Below are 21,034 nucleotides of genomic sequence, written 5' to 3'. Positions count from 1 at the left end.
CTTGCGCCGGCTGCCTGCAGGAAAGAGGGTCAGGTCGGCCGGATTCACCGGTCGACCTCGCCGAACACCAGGTCGTAGGTACCAATCATCGCCACCACGTCGGCCAGCATGTGGCCGCGCACGATCGAATCGATCGAGGACAGGTGGGCGAAGCCCGGCGCACGCAGGTGCACGCGGAACGGCTTGTTTGCACCGTCGGACATCAGGTAGCAGCCAAACTCACCCTTCGGCGCTTCGACGGCGGCGTAGGTTTCGCCGGCCGGCACGCAATAGCCTTCACTGAACAGCTTGAAGTGGTGGATCAGCGCTTCCATGTCGTCCTTCATCGCCTCGCGGCTCGGCGGTGCGACCTTGAAGTTGTTGACGATCACCGGACCCGGGTTGGCCTTCAGCCACGCCACGCACTGCTTGATGATGCGGTTGGACTCGCGCATTTCGGCCACGCGGCACAGGTAGCGGTCGTAGCAGTCGCCTTCCTTGCCCAGCGGAATGTCGAAATCGACCGCATCGTACTTGGCGTACGGACGCTTCTTGCGCAGGTCCCAGGCAACGCCGGAGCCGCGCAGCATCACGCCGGTCATGCCCCACTGGTGGGCCAGTTCCGGCGTCACCACGCCGATGCCGACGGTACGCTGCTTCCAGATGCGGTTGTCGGTGAGCAGGGTTTCGTACTCGTCGACGCGACCGGGGAATTCGTTGGTGAAGTTCTCGATGAAATCGAGCAGCGAGCCTTCGCGCGATGCATTCAGCTGCTTGAGGGCATTGCCCTTGTGCCAGCGCGATTCCTTGTACTTCGGCATGTGGTCCGGCAGGTCGCGGTAGACGCCGCCCGGACGGTAGTACGCCGCGTGCATGCGAGCGCCGGACACTGCCTCGTAGCAGTCCATCAGCTCTTCGCGTTCACGGAAGGCGTACAGCATCACCGCCATCGCGCCCAGGTCGAGCGCGTTGGAACCCAGCCACATCAGGTGGTTCAGGATGCGGGTGATTTCGTCGAACATGGTGCGGATGTACTGCGCACGCTCCGGCGCTTCGATCCCCATCAGCGTCTCGATGGCGCGCACGTAGGCGTGCTCGTTGCACATCATCGACACGTAATCCAGGCGGTCCATGTAACCGATGGACTGGTTGAACGGCTTGGACTCGGCGAGCTTTTCGGTACCACGGTGCAGCAGGCCGACATGCGGGTCGGCACGCATGATGGTTTCGCCGTCCATTTCCAGGATCAGGCGCAGCACACCGTGCGCGGCCGGATGCTGCGGACCGAAATTCATCGTGTAGTTGCGGATTTCCTGCCGGCTTTCGGCGGCATTGCTGGCGAAGGCGGAATGCGCCTGTTCGACCGGCTTGATCACTTCAGCACTCACTTCATTGCCTCCTGCGAACGCTCACCGGCTGCGGTCTGCAGGCGGGCGTCGTCACGGATCACGCGCGGCACGCCGACGCGCGGCTCCACCGAGGTGACCGGCTCATAGACCACGCGCTTCTTCTCTTCGTCGTAACGCACTTCGACGTTGCCGATCAGCGGGAAGTCCTTGCGGAACGGGTGGCCGACGAATCCGTAGTCGGTCAGGATGCGGCGCAGGTCCGGGTGGCCTTCGAAGATCACGCCGAACAGATCGAACGCTTCGCGCTCGAACCAGTTCAGCCCCGGCCACACGTCGGTCAGCGAACGCACGACCGGCAGGCCTTCGTTCGGGGCGAAGCAGCGCAGGTGCAGCATCAGGTTGTGCTGGTACGAACGCAGCTGCGCGACCACGGCGAAACGCTGGGCCGGCATGTGCTGCGGCTGGGCGCCACCGGCATCTTCTTCGCTGGGGAACTCGCCCCAGGCGAAGCGGCCGGCGCCCTTGCCTTCGACACCGCGGCTGAAGCCCTGCGAAGACACGTCAGCGGTGTCCCATTCGTCAGAGCCGTAACCGAGATAATCGACGCCGCACAGGTCGACGGATTGCTCGAAACCGAATTCGTCACGCAACGCGAGCGCGGTGGCGTGCCAATCGGAGGCAGGCACTTCCAGCGTCACTTCGCCGCGGGGTTCGACCACGATGACCTTGCCGCTGGTGAAGCGGGCGGAAAGTCGGTCGATGAAGGATGCTTGCTCTGCCATGGGGGCTTGGCGCGCTCTTGTAGTGTGGAAGGGTCAGCGGGCGATGGTCTGCGTACGCCAGATCTTCTTCTGCAGCTGCAGGATCCCGTACACCAGCGCTTCGGCGGTCGGCGGGCAGCCCGGGACATAGATGTCCACCGGCACCACGCGGTCGCAACCGCGGACAACCGAATAGGAATAATGGTAGTAGCCGCCACCGTTGGCGCAGCTGCCCATCGAAATGACCCACTTCGGGTCCGGCATCTGGTCGTAGACCTTGCGCAGCGCCGGGGCCATCTTGTTGACCAGCGTACCGGCCACGATCATCACGTCGGACTGGCGCGGCGACGGGCGGAACACTACGCCGTAACGGTCCAGGTCCAGGCGCGCGGCACCGGCATGCATCATTTCAACGGCACAGCAGGCCAGGCCGAAGGTCATCGGCCACATCGAACCGGTACGGGCCCAGTTCAACAGGGCATCGACGCTGGTGGTGACATAACCCTTGTCCAGCAGCGGATTATCGCCAGCCGGTCGCAGGATGTCGTCAACCCGCCCTTCCGGGCTCGGGTTGTTCATCAGGCCGTCGAGAGTTTGGATCACTCCCATTCCAGCGCTCCCTTCTTCCAGACGTAAATGAAGCCGAGGAACAGCATGCCCACGAACAGGCCCATGGTGACCAGCGAACGCGCGCCGAGCTCCATGAAGACCTGGGTCCAGGGCACGATGAAGATGATTTCCAGATCGAAGACGATGAACTGGATCGCGATCAGGTAATAGCGCACGTCGAACTTCATGCGTGCGTCTTCAAAAGCCTCGAAGCCGCATTCGTACGGCGAGAGCTTCTGCAGATCGGGACGGCGTGGGCCGAGGAATCGTCCAATCAGCATCAGCGTGATGCCGATACCGGTAGCGACGATCAGAAACAGCAGAGACGGCAAATATTCGGCCAGCACAGCGATTCTCTCTTGCCTCTGCCGCCGCGCCTGCAGGCGCTTTGGCATGGGGGAGTGGACGGGACAACGCTACCCGGCGCAGAGCGCGCCGGACGTACCCGCTTTACTTACTAAATGGTGCCCAAGAGGGGACTCGAACCCCTACGACCTAAGTCGCTACCACCTCAAGGTAGTGCGTCTACCAATTCCGCCACCTGGGCTTACGATCACGCTGGACTATCTATCCAGTGCGCGGCGTATTGTAACCGTCTTCAGTCTTTCTGGGAGCCTTCCGGCTGCTTTTCTTCACCAGAATTTGAAGATTCCGCCTGAGCCGGCACAGTCGCGGCCGGAACCGGCTGCTGGACAGGCTGCTGGACCGGCACCGGGTCTGCCGCCGGCACGCTGGCCGGGCGCTCACCCGCCGGAGCCACCGGGACGCTGGCGGCCGGTGCGGCCATCAGGCCGAGGTCCTGCTGCGCGGCCGGGCGGCTGCCGTGGCCGGCGTACCAGGCCATGAACAGGCTGATGCCGAAGAACACCACGGCCAGCCACTTGGTGGACTTGGACATGAAGTTGGACGCGCCGCGCGCGCCGAACACGGTGCCCGAGGCGCCGGCACCAAAGCCCGAACCCGCGGCGGCACCCGAACCACGCTGCATCAGGATCAGCGCGATCATGGCCACAGCGACCAGCACGTAAACGACATTGAGGATCAACATCAGCATCTGGAATCCGTCCTCGGACTACTTCTTCATCAGGTTGCGGCCGCCGCCTGGGCGATGGCCAGAAAATCGGCGGCCACCAACGAGGCGCCGCCTACCAGCCCGCCATCGACGTCGGGCTGTGCGAACAGCTCGGCGGCATTGTCGGGCTTCACGCTGCCACCGTAAAGGATGGTCAGGGAATCGGCGATTCTAGCATCCACCTTGGCCACTTCGCCACGGATGAAGGCATGCACCTGCTGCGCCTGCTCCTTGCTGGCGGTGCGGCCGGTGCCAATGGCCCAGACCGGCTCGTAGGCCACCACGGCGTTTTCAAAGCCCTGCCCGCCCACCAGAGCCAGCACCGGGGCCAGCTGGCTGGCAATCACCACCTCGGTCTGGCCGGCTTCGCGCTGTTCCAGGGTTTCGCCCACGCACAGCACCGGCACCAGGCCGGCGTGCAGCGCGGCGGCGAACTTGCGCGCGACCAGCTCGCTGCTTTCGTGGTGGTACTGGCGGCGTTCGGAATGCCCGACCAGGCCATAACGGGCCCCCACTTCATGCAGCATGCTGGCCGAGACTTCGCCGGTGTAGGCGCCTTTCTCGTTGCTGCTTACGTCCTGGGCGCCGAAGGAAACGGCGGTATCGGCGAAATCATCGGCGAGCTCGCCGAGGTACGGCAGCGGCGGCAGGATCACCAGCTCGACCCCCTGCTCCGGTGCGCCATTGGCGATGTCGGTGACCAGGGTGGTGGCGAACTCACGGGTTCCGTGCAGTTTCCAGTTTCCGGCGACGATCTTGCGGCGCATGGGCGATGGCTCCGTTTCGTATCAGCCGAACATGATAACGAATGAAATTATCCGCCGTTGGGCCGTAATCGGTTACATCTGGTTTGTGGGCCGTCGAACGGGTGATACCCCCTCGCGGCTGGCGGCGTGCAAGCTGCTGCTGGGGGCGGGCCGGGCGGGGAGGCTGTGCGGGGCACGCGCAAGTACGTCCATGTAGCTCTTCGCGGCTCCTGCCGCTCAAGGCCCCGCACAGCCTCCCCGCCCGCCCCCCCCCCCTGACAGGTTCCGAGGGCCGCCAGCCGCGTAAAAAATGAAAAAAAGCGGTAGCGCCGACCCATGGTCGGCGGCTGTTGGGGGAACAGGGTCTGATGGTTTCCGCCGACCATGGGTCGGCGCTACCGAAGATTCCATGGCCACCGCCGACCTGTCGAAGGTGGGGCGGGGTGGGTTGGCGGGGGCGTAGAGCGCCATGGATGGCGCGAATCGAGACCCGCAGGAGCGGCTCTTGCCGTCCCCCGCCAACCCACCCCGCCCCGCCAACCCAACAGCCATGCAGCTTTTGACGTTGCCGTTGCCGTTGCCCTTGCCCTTGCTTCAAAGCACGGCCGCAGGCCGGACACCCTTTACTTCAGCTTGATCTCGCGCAGGCGCTCTTCGAGGAAGCCATGGGCGGTGATCGGCTCCGGGTACCGGCTCGGGTTTTCCGGGGTGATGCACGAGGGCAGCACGTCGATCAGGTAATCCGGGGTTCGGATGCAGGAAGAACGGCACCGAGTAGCGCGGCTGGCGTGCCAGCTCACCCGGCGGATTGACCACGCGGTGGATGGTCGAGGGATACACATGGTTGGTCAGGCGCTGCAGCATGTCGCCGATGTTGACCACGATGGTATCCGCATCCGAAGTGAACGGCACCCACTTTCCATCATGCGACTGCACTTCCAGACCCGCCGCACTGGCACCGACCAGCAGCGTGATGAAGTTGATGTCGCCATGCGCGCCCGCACGCACGTTCGGAATGTCGTCGGTGGTGATCGGCGGGTAATGGATCGGACGCAGGATCGAATTGCCGTTGTTGGTCTTGTCGGCGAAGAAATCCTCCGGCAGGCCGATGTGCAGCGCCAATGCCGACAGCACGCGCGAGCCCAGGTGGTCCAACGCCTGGTACAGCGCGTAACCGCGCTCACGGAACTCCGGCACTTCGCTCGGCCACAGGTTCGGCGCCATCACCTCGCGGTACTTGGAATCATCGGGAATCTCGCGCCCGATGTGCCAGAACTCCTTCAGGTCGAAATGGCTGGAGCCCTTCGCCGTTTCCACGCCGAACTGGGTATAGCCACGTGCACCGCCGCTGCCCGCCACGTGGTAGCGGCGCTTGACCTCTTCGGGAAGCGCGAAGAACGCCTTGAAGACGTCGTACGCCGCGTCGATGTCGGCCTGCGGAATGCCATGGTTGCGGATGCCAGCGAAACCCCACTGACGATACGCGGCACCCAGCTCGGCGACGAATGCGTCACGGTCGGTGTCGAAGCGGGTGATGTCGAGGGTAGGGATCTGGCTCACAGCGGTACCTGGTTGGTCATGGGTCTGGGCAGCGGCACGCGCTGCCGACGGGCCGCGTTCCGTGCCTGCATTGTGACAGATCAGGCATGCGCTCGTTGCCCTCCAGGCTGCATCTGGAGCGCCCCCAGCGTGTCGCATCAGGCATTCCGGCGCACGCGGAACACCGCTCAGACCAGTCCGATGGCGTCCACGGACGTCGCAGTAGACCCTATTGACCTCGGGCCGACGCTACGGCGCTCAAACGCCCGCATCGTCCGCGTCACGCTGGCTTACCCACTCCGATCATTCATACCGGCCCCGTCTCATGCAACGTCCCCTGAGCATCCTGCATACCGAAGCGGCGATGGGCCTGGGTGGCCAGGAGATCTACATCTTCCGCCACATGATCGCGATGCGGGCACGCGGCCATGCTGTCTCGCTGCTGTGCCAGCCAGGCGCCCGCCTAGGTGCATTGGCGCAGGCGAATGGATTTACCGTGCACCGGCTGCGGATGGGCGGGCTGGTCCGGCTGCTTCGGGGAATCGGCCGGGTAGCCGCGCTGGTAAGAGCGCATCGCTTCGATGTCGTGAACACGACCAGCCGGCGCGACGCGCTGATCGCCGCCGCCGGTGCGCGCCTGGCGCGGGCTCCGCTGGTGATCCGCTCACGCCACCTGATGAGTCCGGTCAATTCGCTGCTGACCTACACCGGCCTGCCCCACCGCGTGCTGACCGTCAGCCGCTTCGTGAAGCAGCAGCTGGTGGAGCGCGGGATCCACGATGGGCATATCGGCGTGGTACCCCCCATCGCGATTCCACCGCAGTGGCATGGCGTGCGCGGTCCGGATCCGTGGCAGTGCCTGCAGGATACCCGCGCCCAGGTGCGCGCCGAGCTCGGATTCCATGCCTGCGACGTGGTGGTCGGCTGCGTCGCGGTGCTGCGTCGCCCGAAGGGCCACATGGACCTGCTGCACGCCATCGCCCCGCTCTGCCACGCCCACCCGTCGCTTCACCTTGCGGTGATCGGAGAGGGCGAGCCGGTCATGACCGAACTGCGCACCGCCCGCCAGCGCCTGGGACTGCAGCGACAGGTGCATCTGCTTGGTCACCGGGCCGATGCGCAGCGCCTGATGGCGGGACTGGACGTGTTCGCCCTTGCCACGCACAAGGAGGCGGCTGGCACCGTATTCCTGGAGGCCGCCTTCGTCGGCGTGCCCATCGTCGCCACGCGCGTTGGCGGCGTACCGGAGATGCTGCGCGAAGGTGACAACGCGCTGCTGGTCGAACCGGGTGATGCGGCCGCATTGACCACGGCGCTGCAACGCCTGGTCGAGCAGCCCGGCCTGCGCAGGAAGATGGGCCGTGCCGGCTGGGACTGGCTGCACAGCGACGAACGATTCAGCCCGGACGGGCACTGCCGCGCGACGGAAGCCTGCTACTACCACTGGCTGGAGGAACTTGGACATGCGTAAGGCCCGCAGCGTGCCGGTGTTGATGCACCATCATGTCAGCCCTTCCCCGGGGATGATCACCGTGTCCCCGGCGAACTTCGAAAGCCAGATCGCATGGCTGGCCGACACCGGCTGGACGTCGCTGACGCTTGATCAGTACGCCGGCTTCCTGGCCGGCAAGCCGGTCCCGCCCAAGTCCATCGTCATCACCTTCGACGACGGGTATCTGGACAACTGGGTGTATGCCCACCCGATCCTGCAGGCACATGGCATGCACGCGGTGGTCTTCGCCGTCACCGGCTGGATGGGCCAGGGACCGGCGCGTGCGCACGCCGGCCACGCTGGCGCGGTGCTGCCGGCCACGCCGGACCACCGTGGATGCGAAGACGCGATATTCCGCCAGGGGCAGGCCGACCGGGTGATGATGCGCTGGGACGAAGCACGCGCAGCCATCGCCGCCGGCACCTTCGAAGTGCATTGCCATACACACTCGCACACGCGCTGGCTGCAGCGCGCGGACCTGGACCGCGGCCAGCGCAGGGGCGGGCTGGACGCCGATCTGGCAACGGCGCGCCAGGTGCTGCAGCAGGAACTGGGCAGCGTCTCGGACACGCTGTGCTGGCCCTATGGTGACTTCGACGCGGACCACGTGGAGATCGCCCGTGCGCACGGATTCCGTTACCTGCATACAACACACCCGTTCGGCCGCAACCGGATCGGCGGCGACCCCGGGCACATCTACCGTTTCGCCGTGCGCGACCGCCCGGCCTCCTGGCTGCGCAGGCGCATCGCCTGCAGCTACCACCCGGCCCTGGCCCCCTTGTTCAACGGCTTCAAGGCCCGTCGCAGGGGCCTGCCCGCCGGCCCCTGAGCAGCGCCCAGCGGCAGCGGCCATCGGCGGAACGATTCAAGCCGACAAGCCGATACAATGCGCCCCCTCGATGACAGGCGCCTGCCTGTCGCCCTCCCCTGCACGATGAACCCTGCGATGCCTGCACCCCCTTCTTCCCCGAGCACACCCTCGCGGTGGCAACGCCTTGCATGGGCGAGCGTGATGACCGCCGTGGGCGCTGTGCTGGCAATCGGCATCAGCGCGGTCAATATCCCGTGGACGGCCAATCCCGGCGGAACGATCGGCAAGCTCTATCTGACACTGGCCGTACCCGGTCATTTCCTTGCCTTCGGCGCGCTGGCGATGCTGCCGGCGCTCCTGGTCGGGCTGTGGACACGCAGCACGCGTCCGCTCACGATCACTGCGGTGGTCATGCAGGGTGCCTGGCTGTGCCTGCTGCTGGTGGATGCCAAGGTCTTTGCGCTGTATCGCTTCCACCTCAATGCGATGGTGCTGAACATGGTGTTCGGCGGCGCCCTGCAGGACCAGGTCAGCCTGTCCTGGAGCAACTGGCTGCAGATCGCCGGCGTGGTCGCCGCGGTGTTCGCCGCGCAGGCGCTGCTGGCCTGGGGCTGCTGGCGGCTGCTGCCTCCGCGTCCGCGTCGCGCATGGGTGCTGGCGGGATGGACGACAGCGGCCGTGCTGATGGCTGCGGGCCAGATCGCCACGGCCTACTACGATGCACGCGGCGAGCGCGCGGTGGTCAGCCAATGGGCCTACTTGCCGTGGGCGCAGCCGATCACCGCCAAGCGGCAGATGCGTGCCATGGGCGTGCCGGTGGCCGACCGCGCCGCCCCGCTGACCGATCCGAAACTCAGTGAACTGGCCTACCCGAGCGCCCCGCTGCGCTGCCAGAGCCACCAGCGACCGAACGTGCTGGTGGTGGTGCTGGAGTCGCTGCGTGCCGATGCACTGGATCCGCGCACGATGCCCGGCACCTGGGCGCTGGCGCAGCGTTCGCAGGTGTACGACCACCACTACAGCACCGGCAACGCCACCCGCTTCGGCCTGTTCGGACTGCTGTACGGGCTGCCCGGCGGCTACTGGCAGCCGATGCTGGCCGAGCAGCGCGGATCGGTCCTGTTCGACGTGCTCAAGCAGCAGGGCTACGCGCTGTACCTGCATGGCAGCGCGCCGCTGTACAGCCCGGAGTTCGACCGCACCGCGTTCGCCGACGTGCGCGAACTGCTGCAGACGGCGCCTGCCGCGCTGAGCGTGGCCGAACGGGATCGCCACGTGGTCGACACGCTGCGCGCGGAGATCAGCTCGACCCCTGCCGGTACGCCGTGGTTCGGCTTTGCCTTCCTCGACGCCACCCACGCCCCGTACCACCTGCCCGAAGGCTACCCGGCGCTGGACACGCCGATGGCCGCGGACATCGACTTCCTGGCGCTGGACCAGGACCACGATGCCACCCCGGAGCGCAATCGCTACCGCACCGCCGTCCACTACGCGGACAGCCTGGTCAGCCAGTTGCTGCAGTCACTGCACGAAGCCGGCGTGGAGGACAACACCATCGTGCTGGTCACGGGCGACCACGCCGAGGAATTCAACGACCTCGGGCTCAACTACTGGGGCCACAACGGCAACTTCTCCGACCACCAGCTGCGGGTGCCGTTCGTGCTGCACTGGCCGGCGATGGCCGCCTCGCGCCAGGCCCGCACCAGTTCGCACGAAGACTGGGTGCCCACGCTGATGCGGCATGGACTGGGCTGCGAAAACCCGCTGGAAGACTTCAGTACCGGCCAGGACCTGCTGGCTCCGGCACCGCCGGCCCCGCGTTCGCTGCTGGTGGAAAGCTGGTCGCAGCGCGGCATCCGCCAGGGTCCGGACACCTATGTATTCGACAAGTTCGGCAACAGCACCGCACTGGGGCCTGACTACCTGCCGCTGCCCATGCAACAGCCGGACACCGCCGGCCTGCGCGAAGCCTGGGACGAGCTGACCCGCTTCCGCCGGCACTGAGGCAAACCCTGCGCACACCCGCAGGCGCCACCGTCGACCGGCGGCGCCGCGCAATAGGATCAGGCCGCTGCGGCGGCCTTCACTGCATCGGACAGGCGATCCAGCGTTTCCTGCATCAGCGTTGCCTCGTCGGCCTCCACGGTCACCCGCACCACCGGCTCGGTGCCGGACGGACGCAGGAACGCGCGGCCGCGGCCGGCCACCGCCTGCTGGGCCTGCACGAGCGCCTGCTGCACGCTTGCGGCCTGTACGGTGGCCTTGGCCGACACGTTGCCGAGCCGCACGTTGACCGTCTTCTGCGGCACCCGGGACAGCGGCTGCAGAGCCTCGCGCAGGCTCTGCCCGCTGCGGCGCAGTTCAACCAGCACCTGCAGCGCACTGACGATGGCATCGCCGGTAGTGGCGCGATCCAGGCACAGCAGATGGCCGGACGCTTCACCGCCGAGCACGCCGCCGCCTTCCACCAGCGCCTGGTGCACGTAGCGGTCGCCTACGTTGCTGCGCAGGAACGGAATCTGCAGCTTTTCCAGCGCCTGCTCCAGCCCGAAGTTGGTCATCAGCGTTCCGACCACGGGGCCGCGCAGGCGGCCATTGGCCTGCCAGGCGCGGGCCAGGATGAACAGCAGGTCATCGCCGTCCACCGGGCTGCCCTGGTCGTCGGCCATCAGCACCCGGTCACCGTCACCGTCGAAGGCGATGCCCAGGTCGGCACCGGTTTCGCGCACCTTGGCGGCGAGGTTGTCGATGTGGGTCGAGCCGACGCCGGCGTTGATGTTGACGCCGTCCGGCGCCGCGCCGATGGCGATCACGTCCGCCCCCAGCTCGCGGAACAGCAGCGGTGCGATGTGGTACGTGGCGCCATGCGCGCAATCCAGCACCAGCCGCATGCCGCGCAGGTCGAAGTTGCGCGGCACGCTGGCCTTGCAGAACTCGATGTAGCGACCGATCGCCTCGCGCGCGCGCATCGCCTTGCCCAGCTTCTCCGATTCGGCAGTGGTGAACGGCTCGTCGATGCCTGCTTCCAGCGCCAGTTCAGTGGCATCGTCCAGCTTCTCGCCCTGGGCGGAAAAGAACTTGATGCCGTTGTCGTAGTGCGGGTTGTGCGAGGCGCTGATCACGATGCCGGCGTCCGCGCCGAGCGTACGGGTCAGGAACGCGACCGCCGGCGTGGGCATCGGGCCGAGCAGCTGCACGTCGACCCCTGCGGCGACCAGCCCGGCCTCCAGCGCGGCTTCGAACATGTAGCCGGAAATGCGCGTGTCCTTGCCGATCACCACGATCGGGCGGCGGCCTGCCGCGGCCTGCTGGGCAACCAGCACGCGGCCGAATGCATTGCCCAGCCGCAGCACGAAATCAGCCGAGATCACGCCCTGGCCGACCCGCCCGCGGATGCCGTCGGTACCGAAATACCTGCGTGCACCCATCAGAGCACCTCCGGTGCAGGTTCGCGGCGCATCATCGCCAACAGGTCGGAGAGGCGGTCACGCAGTTCGCGACGGTCACAGATCTGGTCGATGGCGCCGTGTTCGAGCAGGAACTCCGAGCGCTGGAAACCTTCCGGCAGCTTCTCGCGCACGGTCTGTTCGATCACGCGGGGACCGGCGAAGCCGATCAGCGCCTGCGGCTCAGCGATGTTGATGTCACCGAGCATCGCGAACGATGCCGACACGCCACCGGTGGTGGGATGGGTCAGCACCGAAATGTACGGCAGCCCGGCGGCACGCAGCTTGCCCAGCGCCGCGGAGGTCTTGGCCATCTGCATCAGCGAGAACAGGCCTTCCTGCATGCGCGCCCCGCCGCTGGCGGAGAAGCAGACATAGGGTGCACCGATTTCCAGCGCGGTTTCCGCGGCCAGCGCGAAGCGCTCGCCGACCACCGAGCCCATCGAGCCACCCATGAAGGCGAAGTCGAACGACGACGCCACCAGAGGACGGCCCTTGAGCAGGCCGCGCATGGCGATCAGCGCGTCGTACTCGCCGGTGTTCTTCTGCGCGATCTTGATGCGCTCGGCGTACTTCTTCTGGTCCTTGAACTTCAGCAGGTCGTTCGGACCCAGCCGCGCGGCGATCTCGGTCATGCTGTCGGCGTCGAACAGCGAAGCCAGCCGCGCACGCGCGCGGATCGCCATGTGGTGCCCGCAGTTGGGGCAGACTTCCAGGTTCTTTTCCAGCTCCGGGCCGTAGAGCGCGCTGCCGCAGCTGCTGCACTTCTCCCACAGGCCTTCGGGGACGCTGCGCTTCTTGTTGGGGACGTTGTCGGTGCGGATGCCCGACGGCATCAACTTGCTGAGCCAACTCATGCGGGTTGCTACTTCCGTTCAGGGCGGCCCGAAGGCCGCAAAGGCCGACAGTCTAGCTCAGCCCCTCCCCACCCGTGCACCCCCACAAAACCGTGCCCCAGCGTACGTTTGCGGCGAAGCCGCCGGCCATGGCAGGTGTGCCGGTCGTCCTGACCCGCACCCTGCGGGCCGTCGCAAGCTCGGCGCTACCGAGGTCACCATGAACCTGTCGAAGGTGGGGCGGGGTGGGTTGGCGGGGGCGTTGAGCGCCATGGATGGCGCGAAACGAGGCCCGCAGGAGCGGCTCTTGCCGTCCCCCGCCAACCCACTCCGCACCGCCAGCCTGCAGACCAACAGACCAACAGCCCCGAAGCCGCTCAGGCATCCAGCGCCTGCCGCAGCGGCGCCAGGAACGCCCCCGCCGCCTGCACGGCATCCTCCACCGTGGTCGCCTGCGCCAGCACCGACACCAGCGCACTTCCCACCACCACGCCATCCGCCTGGCGCGCCATCGCCGCCGCACTGTCCGCATCCTTGATCCCGAACCCGGCCACCACCGGCACGCTGGCGCGAGCCCGCAGCGCCTGCAGCCGTGCACCCGCCGCATCATGGTCGAGCAGGTCCGACGCACCGGTCACGCCGGCGAAACTCACGTAGTACAGATAGCCGCGCGCCAGGCCCAGCAGCGTATCGGCACGCGCATCACTGGTGGTGGGCGAGGCCAGCAGCACCAGCGCCAGGCCTGCCGCATCGAAGGCCTCGTTGGCCTCGTGCGCTTCTTCCGGCGGCAGGTCCACCAGCAGGATCCCGTCCACGCCGGCCGCCACCGCTTCGGTGGCGAACCGCGCATAGCCGTGGATCTCCACCGGATTCAGGTAACCCATCAGCACCACCGGCGTATCGCTGTCGCGGATGCGGAATTCCGCGACCGCCTGCAGCACGTAACGCAGCCCTGCCCCGCGCGCCAGCGCACGTTCAGAACTGCGCTGGATGGTCGGCCCATCGGCCATCGGATCGGAAAACGGCACGCCCAGTTCCAGCACGTCGGCGCCGGCCTCGACCAGCGCGTGCATCACCGGCACGGTCGCCTCCAGCGACGGATCACCGGCGGTGATGAAGGGGATCAGCGCCTTGCGCTGCGCATCACGCAGTCGCTGGAAACGGGCATCAAGTCGGGATACAGGCATTTCAGGCACGTCCTTCAATCAATACAGTGGCGGCAGACATCACAGGATCAGGCCTTCGCGCGCGGCGATGGTGTGCACGTCCTTGTCACCGCGGCCGGACAGGTTGCACAGCACCAGCTGGTCGCGCGGGCGCTCACGGGCCAGCTTGATCGCCTGCGCCAGCGCGTGGCTGGACTCCAGCGCGGCCAGGATGCCCTCGGTGCGCGACAGCAGGTGGAAGGCCTGCAGGGCCTCCTCGTCGGTGATGCCCAGGTAGGTCGCGCGGCCACTGTCGGCCAGGAACGCGTGCTCCGGCCCGACGCCCGGATAATCCAGGCCGGCAGACACCGAATGCGTTTCGATGATCTGGCCGTCGTCGTCGCACAGCACATAGGTGCGGTTGCCGTGCAGCACGCCCGGGCGGCCTGCCGCGATGGAGGCGGCATGGCGGCCGGTCTCGATGCCATCACCGGCCGCTTCGGCGCCGAAGATCTGCACCTCACGGTCGTTCAGGAACGCATGGAACAGGCCGATGGCATTGCTGCCACCGCCCACGCAGGCGGTGATCGCATCGGGCAGGCGGCCATACTCAAGCAACATCTGTTCGCGTGCTTCACGGCCGACGATGGCATTGAAATCACGCACCATGCGCGGATACGGATCCGGGCCGGCCACGGTGCCGATGATGTAGAAGGTGTCCTGCACGTTGGTGACCCAGTCGCGCATCGCTTCGTTGAGGGCATCCTTCAGCGTGGCCGAACCGGAGGTCACCGGCACCACCGTGGCGCCCAGCAGTTTCATCCGGTAGACGTTGATCTTCTGCCGTTCGATGTCGGTGGCGCCCATGTACACCACGCATTCCAGGCCCAGCCGTGCGGCCACCGTCGCGCTGGCCACGCCATGCTGGCCGGCGCCGGTTTCGGCAATGATGCGCTTCTTGCCCATCCGCGAGGCCAACAGCGCCTGGCCGATGGTGTTGTTGATCTTGTGCGCGCCAGTGTGGTTCAAGTCTTCCCGCTTGAGCAGGATCTGCGCGCCGCCGACGTGGTCGCTGAGCCGCCGCGCATGGTAGATCGGGCTCGGACGACCCACGTAATGGGCCAGATCGTGATCGTATTCGGCGATGAAGGCCGGATCCTTGCGGGCCTGGTCGTAGGCCGCGGCGAGCTCCTGCAGCGGCCCGACCAGGGTCTCGGCGACGAAGCTGCCGCCGTAACGCCCGAAGTGCCCCTTGGCATCGGGATAGGCATGGAAGTCTGGAATCGGGGGGAGCGACATGAGGGCAACCGGGTCGAACAGGTGGACCGCCACTCTAGCGCACGGGTTATTACGGGAATATCGATATTTCTGCCACATCATGTCAGTATTTCTCACATGACAACGCGCCCGCTGCCGCCCCTCAATGCCCTGCGCGCCTTCGAAGCAACGGCCCGGCTCGGCGGCGTGGGACGTGCGGCGCAGGCACTGCATGTCACCCATGGCGCGATCAGCCGGCAGATCAAGCTGCTCGAGGCCGATCTCGGCCTGGCGCTGTTCGAACGCGACGGGCGCGGCCTGCGCCTGACCGCCAGCGGCCAGACCCTGCAGGCCGCCTGCAAGGACGCCTTTGAACGCCTGCACGCCGCGGTGGACCAGCTGCATCGCCCGGCCCTGCGCGATGCGCTGGTGCTGGGCTGCAGCAGCAGCGTGCTGGCACGCTGGATGATCCCGCGCCTGCCGCGGCTGCAGTCCGCCCTGCCCGCGCTCAGCGTGCACTGGTCGGCGCTGGATGGCAGCTTCAGCGACGCGCAGGCCCGGCTGGATGCCGTACTGCTGCTGGCGGAACCGCCGTGGCCGAGCGGCTGGGAGGTGATCGAACTGGCACCGGAACGGGTCGGCGCGGTGCTCTCGCCACAGCACCCGGCGGCAGCCCGCCTGCAGGGGCGGCCGGCGTCCGCCTTGCTGCCGGAGGAACTGCTGCATACCACCTCGCGGCCGCAGGCATGGCCGGCTTGGGCGGCTGCGCATGCGCTGGACGCGCGCGCACTACGGCCGGGCCAGGGTTTCGAACACCTGTATTACCTGTTGGAAGCGGCCGTGGCAGGGCTCGGGGTCGCGATCGCGCCGGAACCGCTGGTCGCCGATGACATCGCCGGCGGGCGACTGATCGCACCCTGGGGATTCACCGCCACCGCCGGGGCGTGGGTGCTGGCGCGGCACGCAGCGCGTGCGGATCCGCGTGTCGATGCGCTGGTGGCCTGGCTGAAGGCAGAACTTGCCGATCAATGAGCCGGCACTGGGCGCATCTGCTCAGTCGAGGGTGGCGCAGTCCGCGCGGCGGACCTCTTCGACGAACTTGCGCATCAGGTAACCGTCCTTGATGCCCGGCTCGGACTCGATTCCGCTGGACACGTCCACGCCCCACGGCAGGGTCGCCACGGCCGCATCGAAGATGTTTTCCGGGGTCAGCCCGCCTGCCAGCAGGAACGGTCGGTGCAGGCCGCTGGGAATCCGCGTCCAGTCGAAGGCAACGCCGGTCCCGCCGCCGCCGCCCGGCGCGTGGCTGTCGAACAGGAAGCCGGCCGCACTGGGGTAACGCAGTTGCAGGGTGCGCGCATTGACCTCTTCGCGGCCGCCCATCGCAATGGCCTTCAGGTAAGGCATGTTGAAGCCGCGGCAGAAACCCTCGTCTTCATCGCCATGGAACTGCAGCAGCGTCGGACGCACGGTGCGCAGCACTTCGCGCACTTCCTCGCGCGTGTTGTCACGGAACAGGGCCACTACATCGACCATCGGCGCGATCGCCTGGCGCATCGCGCGTGCTTCGGCCGGCGCCACGCGGCGCTTGCTCTCGCGGGCGAAGATGAAGCCCACCGCATCCACGCCGAGCTCGCCGGCCAGGCGGACATCGCCGGCCCGGGTCATGCCACAGAACTTGATGCGGGTACGGTAATAGGAGCGGCTCATAGAGTGACCTCGGCAGGCAGGTGCCAGTTGTCGGGGTACAACGGGCCCAGGAACACCAGTCCCTGAGGAGGTGCAGTGGGCCCGGCGACAGTACGGTCCCGGCCGGCCAGCAGCTCGCCGATCCACTCGACCGGACGCTCCCCGCTGCCGACCAGGATCAGCGAACCCACGATATTGCGAACCATGTGATGAAGGAATGCATTGGCGCGCACCGACACTTCGATCACGTCCTCGTTGCGCAGCACGCTGACCGACTGCATGTCGCGCCGAGCGTGCAGCGCTTCGCACTGGATGCTGCGGAAGGCACTGAAATCATTCTCGCCCAGCAGTGCCTGTCCGGCCTGGTGCATCAAGCTGGCATCCAGCGGGCGCCGTTCCCAGCTCAGCGTCTGCCGCTGCAGCGCCGGGCGTATCGAACGGTTCAACAGGCGATAGCGGTAGCGCCGCGCGCGTGCGGAAAAGCGCGCATGAAAATCATCGGCGACCGGCATGCACCAGCGCACCGCGATCGACCGGGGCAGTCGCGCGGTGGTGCCCAGGGTCCAGCCGCGCGGATCGCGCACGGCATCGGTGTCGAAATGCACGACCTGGCACTGGCCGTGAACGCCTGCGTCGGTACGGCCGGCGCAGACCACGCGCACCGGCGAATCAGCAATCGACGACAGCGCCTTTTCCAGGCTGGCCTGCACGCTCGGGCCGGCTTCGCCCAGGTTCTGCCAGCCCTTGTAATCGCTGCCGTCGTACTCAACGCCCAAGGCGTAACGCATGCTGCTACCTCTGAATCTGTGAAAAGACGCCAACCCGGCCGCCGGTGCCGGCGTCAGCCGGCCGGATCGCGCTCGGACCAGACCGCCAGCGCGTTGCCACCGGGCTCGCGGAAGTGGAACCGGCTGCCTCCCGGAAAAGAAAACACCGGCTTGAGCAGCTCGCCGCCCGCGGCGAGGATCGCATCGATCACCGGCTGCAGCTGGTCGGCATACAACACCACCAGGGGCGCGCCTGCGGTGTCGGTTGCCACCGGCGCGGCACGATAGAAGCCGCCCTGCAGCCGCCCATCGTCGAAGGCGGTGTAATCCGGACCGTAATCCTGGAACTGCCATCCGAACACGGCCTGGAAGAACGCGCGACTCTGCGCCGGATCCTGCGTAGCGAATTCGATGTAGTCGATGCGATGGTCGCGTTGCATGCTCGATACTCCGTTCAGCGTAGGGCTCAGCCGAGGCGCGCCAACAGTTCGCGCGCCTGCGCCTGCAGATGCGGATCATCGCTGCGCGCCACCTCTTCCAGCAGCGAGCGCGCGGTCTGCGCATCGCCCAGGTCCAGGTACGCGATGGCCAGTTCAAGGCGGTCATGGCCACCGGCATGCGCGGACGTGGCAGCGGCCGCATCCGGCGCTTGCCCCGCTGCCTCTTCCGGCAGCTCCGATGCCACCGGTACGTCGCTGGCGGGAAGCTCGAAAACGCCGCGGAAGGCGTCTTGCTGCTCGGCATGGCGGGCGTAGGCGGGCACCGGATCAACCACCGGTTCGGGTTCGGGTTCGAAGAACGGTTCCACGGCAGGCGGCGCCGCCGTCGAAACGCTTGCCGGGGGTTCCAGGTCGAAATGCACGGGCGTTTCGCCGGCAATGCCGGTCCCGGTGTCGGTGCGCGCATCCGGCAGCACGTCGGTCACCGCGTCGGCGTCGACGTCTGCCTCGGCCTGCTCCCGGGGATCGTGCTCCCAGGCCGCGCGCTCGGCCAGCACGTCCAGCCCGGCGCCGGCCGGGACGGCAACCGACAGCGCGCTGTCGTCGTGGTCGTCGCGGCGCAGCGGCGGCAGGGGCGAAGGCTTGCGGCGAGGCGACAGCCACCAGCCCACGGCCACCAGCAGCAGCAACGGCAGCACCAGCCAGAACCAGGGACCGCTGGACGCCTGCTGCGGGGCCTCTGCCAGGCGCGCCTGTGCGGCCGCGATCTCGGTGTCCTTCAGGCTGACCAGCGCCTGCTGCTGCGCCTTCAGCTTTTCCAGATCCGCGACGCGTTGCTTGAGTTCATCGATCTCGGCATCGCGCGTGGCGACGTCTTCCCTTGCCTGACGCAGTTGTTCGTTGCCGAGCATGTCACCCTCGTTGCCATCACCGGTGCCGGTGGTTGAGCCAGCCGTGGCGGCCGCAGCCGCCACCGCCGGAGCGATTTCAAGACGCGCGCCGGAACCGCGGGCCGCCGGTGCGGCGGCGGCTGGCGTGGCCGCTGCAACGCTGGAATCGGCTGCTGCAGGCTGCGGAAGGGTGCGCGACTGCCGCCACTGCGCGGCGTGCTCCCTCACCATCGCCGCCGCTTCGCTGCCATCGACGGCGGCCAGCGAGGCAGCATCGGGCACCCGCAGTACCGCCCCCTGCTTGAGCAGGTTGATGTTGCCGCGGATGAAGGCCTCTGGATTGGCCCGCAGCAGGGCGATCATCGCCCGTTCGCGGCTGATCTGTTGGCTGCCGGCGAGGGTCTGGGCGATCTGCGACAGGGTCTGCCCCGGTCGCACGGCGATATCACCTTCCGTCCCCGCAGCAAGGGGCGCGGTCGCGCGGGAGGGCGCCGCGCTGGCGGTCCGCGTTGCAGGTGCAGCGTCCGCAGGCAACGTTGCGGGGGGCGTCTGCGCCGGCACGGCCTGCGGCTCACGGATGATCGCATTGGACAGTGCGCCGGCGGGCGCTTCGATCTCCGGCTCGCTCAGCGCAACCGCGCTGGTCGGTGCATCCATCAGCGCCGAATACTCGCGCACCAGCCTGCCTTGGCCCCAGTCGGCCTCGATCAGGAACGCCAGCGCAGGGGTTTCCACCGGCGAAGCCGAGGTGACGCGCACCACCGCCCGTCCCTGTGCGGTACGGGTGAGTTCGAACTGCAGTTCACTGACCAGGCCGGTCGGGCGCTGCAGGCCCACCCGCTCGAAGGTCACCGGCGAAGCCAGCCCGACCCGCAGGTTCTGCAGTTCGGACGGATCGGCGGAAATCACCGGAATTTCGGCGACCAGCGGCTGCCCGGGCCGGGACAGCACGCGGATGTCACCCAGCCCCAACGCCATCGCCGAGCTGCTGGCGAGCGCCAGCAGCAGGATGGAAAGATACTTGAGCGGTCGCATGACGCCGCGGGCCCCTTTGTTCATGGCGGCCAATATAACGGCTGGCCGCCACAAAGTGGGGGGTCGCGACCGGCACGCCCCCCCCTCCCTCCTCAGCGTGCTTCGGCAGCGACCAGCTCGGCCAACTGCACCGCATTGAGCGCAGCGCCCTTGCGGATGTTGTCCGACACGATCCACAGGTTCAGGCCGCGCGGGTGCGAAAGGTCTTCGCGGATACGGCCGACGTACACCGCATCGGTGCCCGAGGCGTGGGTGACCGGGGTCGGGTAGCCGCCGGCTTCGTGGCGATCCACCACTTCCACGCCCGGCGACTGCGAAAGCAGTTCACGCGCCTGCGCGGCAGTGACCTTGTCGCGTGTTTCGATCGCCACGGCTTCGGAGTGGCCATAGAACACCGGCACGCGCACCGCCGTGGGGTTCACCAGGATGCTGCTGTCGCCGAGGATCTTCTGGGTTTCCCAGACCAGCTTCATTTCTTCCTTGGTGAAGCCGTTGTCGAGGAAGTCGTCGATATGCGGGATCAGGTTGAAGGCGATCTGCACCGGGAAGCGCTGCGGATCGATTTCCTGGAAGCTGAGCAGCTGGCCGGTCTGCTTGCCCAGCTCTTCCAGCGCCGAACGCCCGCCGCCGGACACCGACTGGTAGGTCGCCACGTTGATCCGCTCGATGCCGTAACGCCGATGCAGCGGCGCCAGTGCCACCAGCATCTGCATGGTGGAGCAGTTGGGGTTGGCGATGATGCCGCGCGGACGGTTGGCGACCTGGTCCGGATTGACCTCCGACACCACCAGCGGCACGTCGTCGTCGTAGCGGAAGGCCGACGAGTTGTCGATCACCACCGCACCGGCGGCAGCGAACTTCGGCGCATAGTCCTTGGACACGCTGCCACCGGCGGAGAACAACGCGATGTCCACGCCGGTCGGATCGAAGTCGGCGAGGTCCTTGATGATGTGCTTCTGGCCGTTGAATTCGACTTCGCCGCCGGCCGAGCGCGACGAGGCGAGCAGGGTCAGCGTGCCGACCGGGAAGTCACGCTCGGCCAGGATGGACAGCATGGTTTCGCCGACCGCACCGGTGGCGCCGACGACGGCGACGTGGAAGGAACGTTGTTCGGTACTCATGGGGCATTCTCAAAAAAAGTAGGGGGATTCACGCAATGCGGCCGGGTTCG

Annotated in this window: 19 protein-coding genes, 1 tRNA gene and 1 pseudogene; 4 read left to right on the top strand and 17 right to left on the bottom strand. The window is 67.2% G+C overall.

All coding sequences use genetic code 11. The features are described 5' to 3' along the window. Nucleotides 1-44: 44 nt before the first annotated feature. From QE373_RS06450 to QE373_RS06415, 8 genes and pseudogenes are all read right to left on the bottom strand, one after another. Nucleotides 45-1,274: an NADH-quinone oxidoreductase subunit D gene (locus QE373_RS06450; protein ID WP_197974278.1), complete on the bottom strand. Its 1,230-nt coding sequence runs from the start codon at nt 1,272-1,274 to the stop codon at nt 45-47. A gap of 89 nt (nt 1,275-1,363) precedes the next feature. Then, the gene (locus QE373_RS06445; RefSeq protein ID WP_309684831.1) at nt 1,364-2,110 is read right to left on the bottom strand and encodes an NADH-quinone oxidoreductase subunit C; all 747 of its coding nucleotides are present in this window, start codon (nt 2,108-2,110) and stop codon (nt 1,364-1,366) included. 33 nt (nt 2,111-2,143) lie between these two features. After that, nucleotides 2,144-2,698 carry an NADH-quinone oxidoreductase subunit B gene (locus QE373_RS06440; RefSeq protein ID WP_057508450.1) on the bottom strand — a complete coding sequence of 185 codons (555 nt, stop codon included), beginning with the start codon at nt 2,696-2,698 and terminating at the stop codon, nt 2,144-2,146. Beyond that, the gene (locus QE373_RS06435; RefSeq protein WP_042614960.1) at nt 2,689-3,045 is read right to left on the bottom strand and encodes an NADH-quinone oxidoreductase subunit A; all 357 of its coding nucleotides are present in this window, start codon (nt 3,043-3,045) and stop codon (nt 2,689-2,691) included. Before QE373_RS06435 ends, QE373_RS06440 begins: the two co-directional genes overlap by 10 nt. A gap of 115 nt (nt 3,046-3,160) precedes the next feature. Then, nucleotides 3,161-3,245, bottom strand: a tRNA-Leu gene (locus QE373_RS06430). A gap of 51 nt (nt 3,246-3,296) precedes the next feature. After that, nucleotides 3,297-3,752: a preprotein translocase subunit SecG gene (secG, locus tag QE373_RS06425; RefSeq protein WP_309684825.1), complete on the bottom strand. Its 456-nt coding sequence runs from the start codon at nt 3,750-3,752 to the stop codon at nt 3,297-3,299. Nucleotides 3,753-3,781: 29 nt separating this feature from the next. Beyond that, nucleotides 3,782-4,537, bottom strand: coding sequence for a triose-phosphate isomerase (gene tpiA, locus QE373_RS06420; protein WP_309684823.1), 756 nt, complete (start codon nt 4,535-4,537; stop codon nt 3,782-3,784). A 602-nt stretch (nt 4,538-5,139) separates the two neighbouring features. Beyond that, nucleotides 5,140-6,076: pseudogene (locus QE373_RS06415) on the bottom strand (2-oxoglutarate and iron-dependent oxygenase domain-containing protein). 304 nt (nt 6,077-6,380) lie between these two features. Here QE373_RS06415 and QE373_RS06410 point away from each other — a divergent pair. From QE373_RS06410 to QE373_RS06400, 3 genes are all read left to right on the top strand, one after another. After that, nucleotides 6,381-7,526 (top strand): glycosyltransferase family 4 protein, encoded by a 1,146-nt coding sequence (locus QE373_RS06410; protein ID WP_309684820.1) that lies wholly within the window; start codon nt 6,381-6,383, stop codon nt 7,524-7,526. Continuing rightward, entirely contained in the window at nt 7,519-8,376 is an 858-nt protein-coding gene (locus tag QE373_RS06405; protein ID WP_309684818.1) for a polysaccharide deacetylase family protein, read from the top strand. Before QE373_RS06410 ends, QE373_RS06405 begins: the two co-directional genes overlap by 8 nt. A gap of 117 nt (nt 8,377-8,493) precedes the next feature. After that, nucleotides 8,494-10,362, top strand: a complete 1,869-nt coding sequence (locus QE373_RS06400; RefSeq protein WP_309684814.1) for a sulfatase-like hydrolase/transferase — start codon at nt 8,494-8,496, stop codon at nt 10,360-10,362. A 59-nt stretch (nt 10,363-10,421) separates the two neighbouring features. On the opposite strand, the gene glmM is transcribed toward QE373_RS06400, so the two are convergent. From glmM to trpB, 4 genes are all read right to left on the bottom strand, one after another. Further along, entirely contained in the window at nt 10,422-11,786 is a 1,365-nt protein-coding gene (gene glmM, locus QE373_RS06395; protein WP_309684810.1) for a phosphoglucosamine mutase, read from the bottom strand. Further along, nucleotides 11,786-12,661 carry an acetyl-CoA carboxylase, carboxyltransferase subunit beta gene (gene accD, locus QE373_RS06390; protein ID WP_309684808.1) on the bottom strand — a complete coding sequence of 292 codons (876 nt, stop codon included), beginning with the start codon at nt 12,659-12,661 and terminating at the stop codon, nt 11,786-11,788. Before accD ends, glmM begins: the two co-directional genes overlap by 1 nt. Before the next feature lie 356 nt (nt 12,662-13,017). Then, on the bottom strand, nt 13,018-13,827 hold the full coding sequence (gene trpA / locus QE373_RS06385; RefSeq protein WP_309684806.1) for a tryptophan synthase subunit alpha: 810 nt from the start codon (nt 13,825-13,827) through the stop codon (nt 13,018-13,020). A 39-nt stretch (nt 13,828-13,866) separates the two neighbouring features. After that, the gene (gene trpB, locus QE373_RS06380; RefSeq protein WP_309684803.1) at nt 13,867-15,084 is read right to left on the bottom strand and encodes a tryptophan synthase subunit beta; all 1,218 of its coding nucleotides are present in this window, start codon (nt 15,082-15,084) and stop codon (nt 13,867-13,869) included. A 96-nt stretch (nt 15,085-15,180) separates the two neighbouring features. Between trpB and QE373_RS06375 the strand changes: the two genes are divergently transcribed. After that, nucleotides 15,181-16,074 carry a LysR family transcriptional regulator gene (locus QE373_RS06375; protein ID WP_123699661.1) on the top strand — a complete coding sequence of 298 codons (894 nt, stop codon included), beginning with the start codon at nt 15,181-15,183 and terminating at the stop codon, nt 16,072-16,074. A 21-nt stretch (nt 16,075-16,095) separates the two neighbouring features. Here QE373_RS06375 and QE373_RS06370 read toward each other — a convergent pair whose 3' ends face one another. From QE373_RS06370 to QE373_RS06350, 5 genes are all read right to left on the bottom strand, one after another. Further along, entirely contained in the window at nt 16,096-16,752 is a 657-nt protein-coding gene (locus QE373_RS06370) for a phosphoribosylanthranilate isomerase (protein ID WP_123699660.1), read from the bottom strand. Then, a complete protein-coding gene (gene truA / locus QE373_RS06365) occupies nt 16,749-17,519 on the bottom strand; it encodes a tRNA pseudouridine(38-40) synthase TruA (RefSeq protein ID WP_309684797.1) in 771 nt (256 codons plus the stop codon). Before truA ends, QE373_RS06370 begins: the two co-directional genes overlap by 4 nt. Before the next feature lie 53 nt (nt 17,520-17,572). After that, nucleotides 17,573-17,938 (bottom strand): VOC family protein, encoded by a 366-nt coding sequence (locus QE373_RS06360; RefSeq protein WP_057687226.1) that lies wholly within the window; start codon nt 17,936-17,938, stop codon nt 17,573-17,575. Nucleotides 17,939-17,964: 26 nt separating this feature from the next. Beyond that, a complete protein-coding gene (locus tag QE373_RS06355; protein WP_309684792.1) occupies nt 17,965-19,887 on the bottom strand; it encodes a FimV/HubP family polar landmark protein in 1,923 nt (640 codons plus the stop codon). Between the two features lie 68 nt (nt 19,888-19,955). Then, nucleotides 19,956-20,984 carry an aspartate-semialdehyde dehydrogenase gene (locus QE373_RS06350; RefSeq protein WP_309684789.1) on the bottom strand — a complete coding sequence of 343 codons (1,029 nt, stop codon included), beginning with the start codon at nt 20,982-20,984 and terminating at the stop codon, nt 19,956-19,958. Between the last annotated feature and the right edge of the window lie 50 nt (nt 20,985-21,034).

Source organism: Stenotrophomonas sp. SORGH_AS_0321, assembly GCF_031453215.1.
Classification (GTDB): Bacteria; Pseudomonadota; Gammaproteobacteria; order Xanthomonadales; family Xanthomonadaceae; genus Stenotrophomonas; species Stenotrophomonas chelatiphaga.
This window is presented reverse-complemented; position numbering and strand designations above follow the sequence as displayed.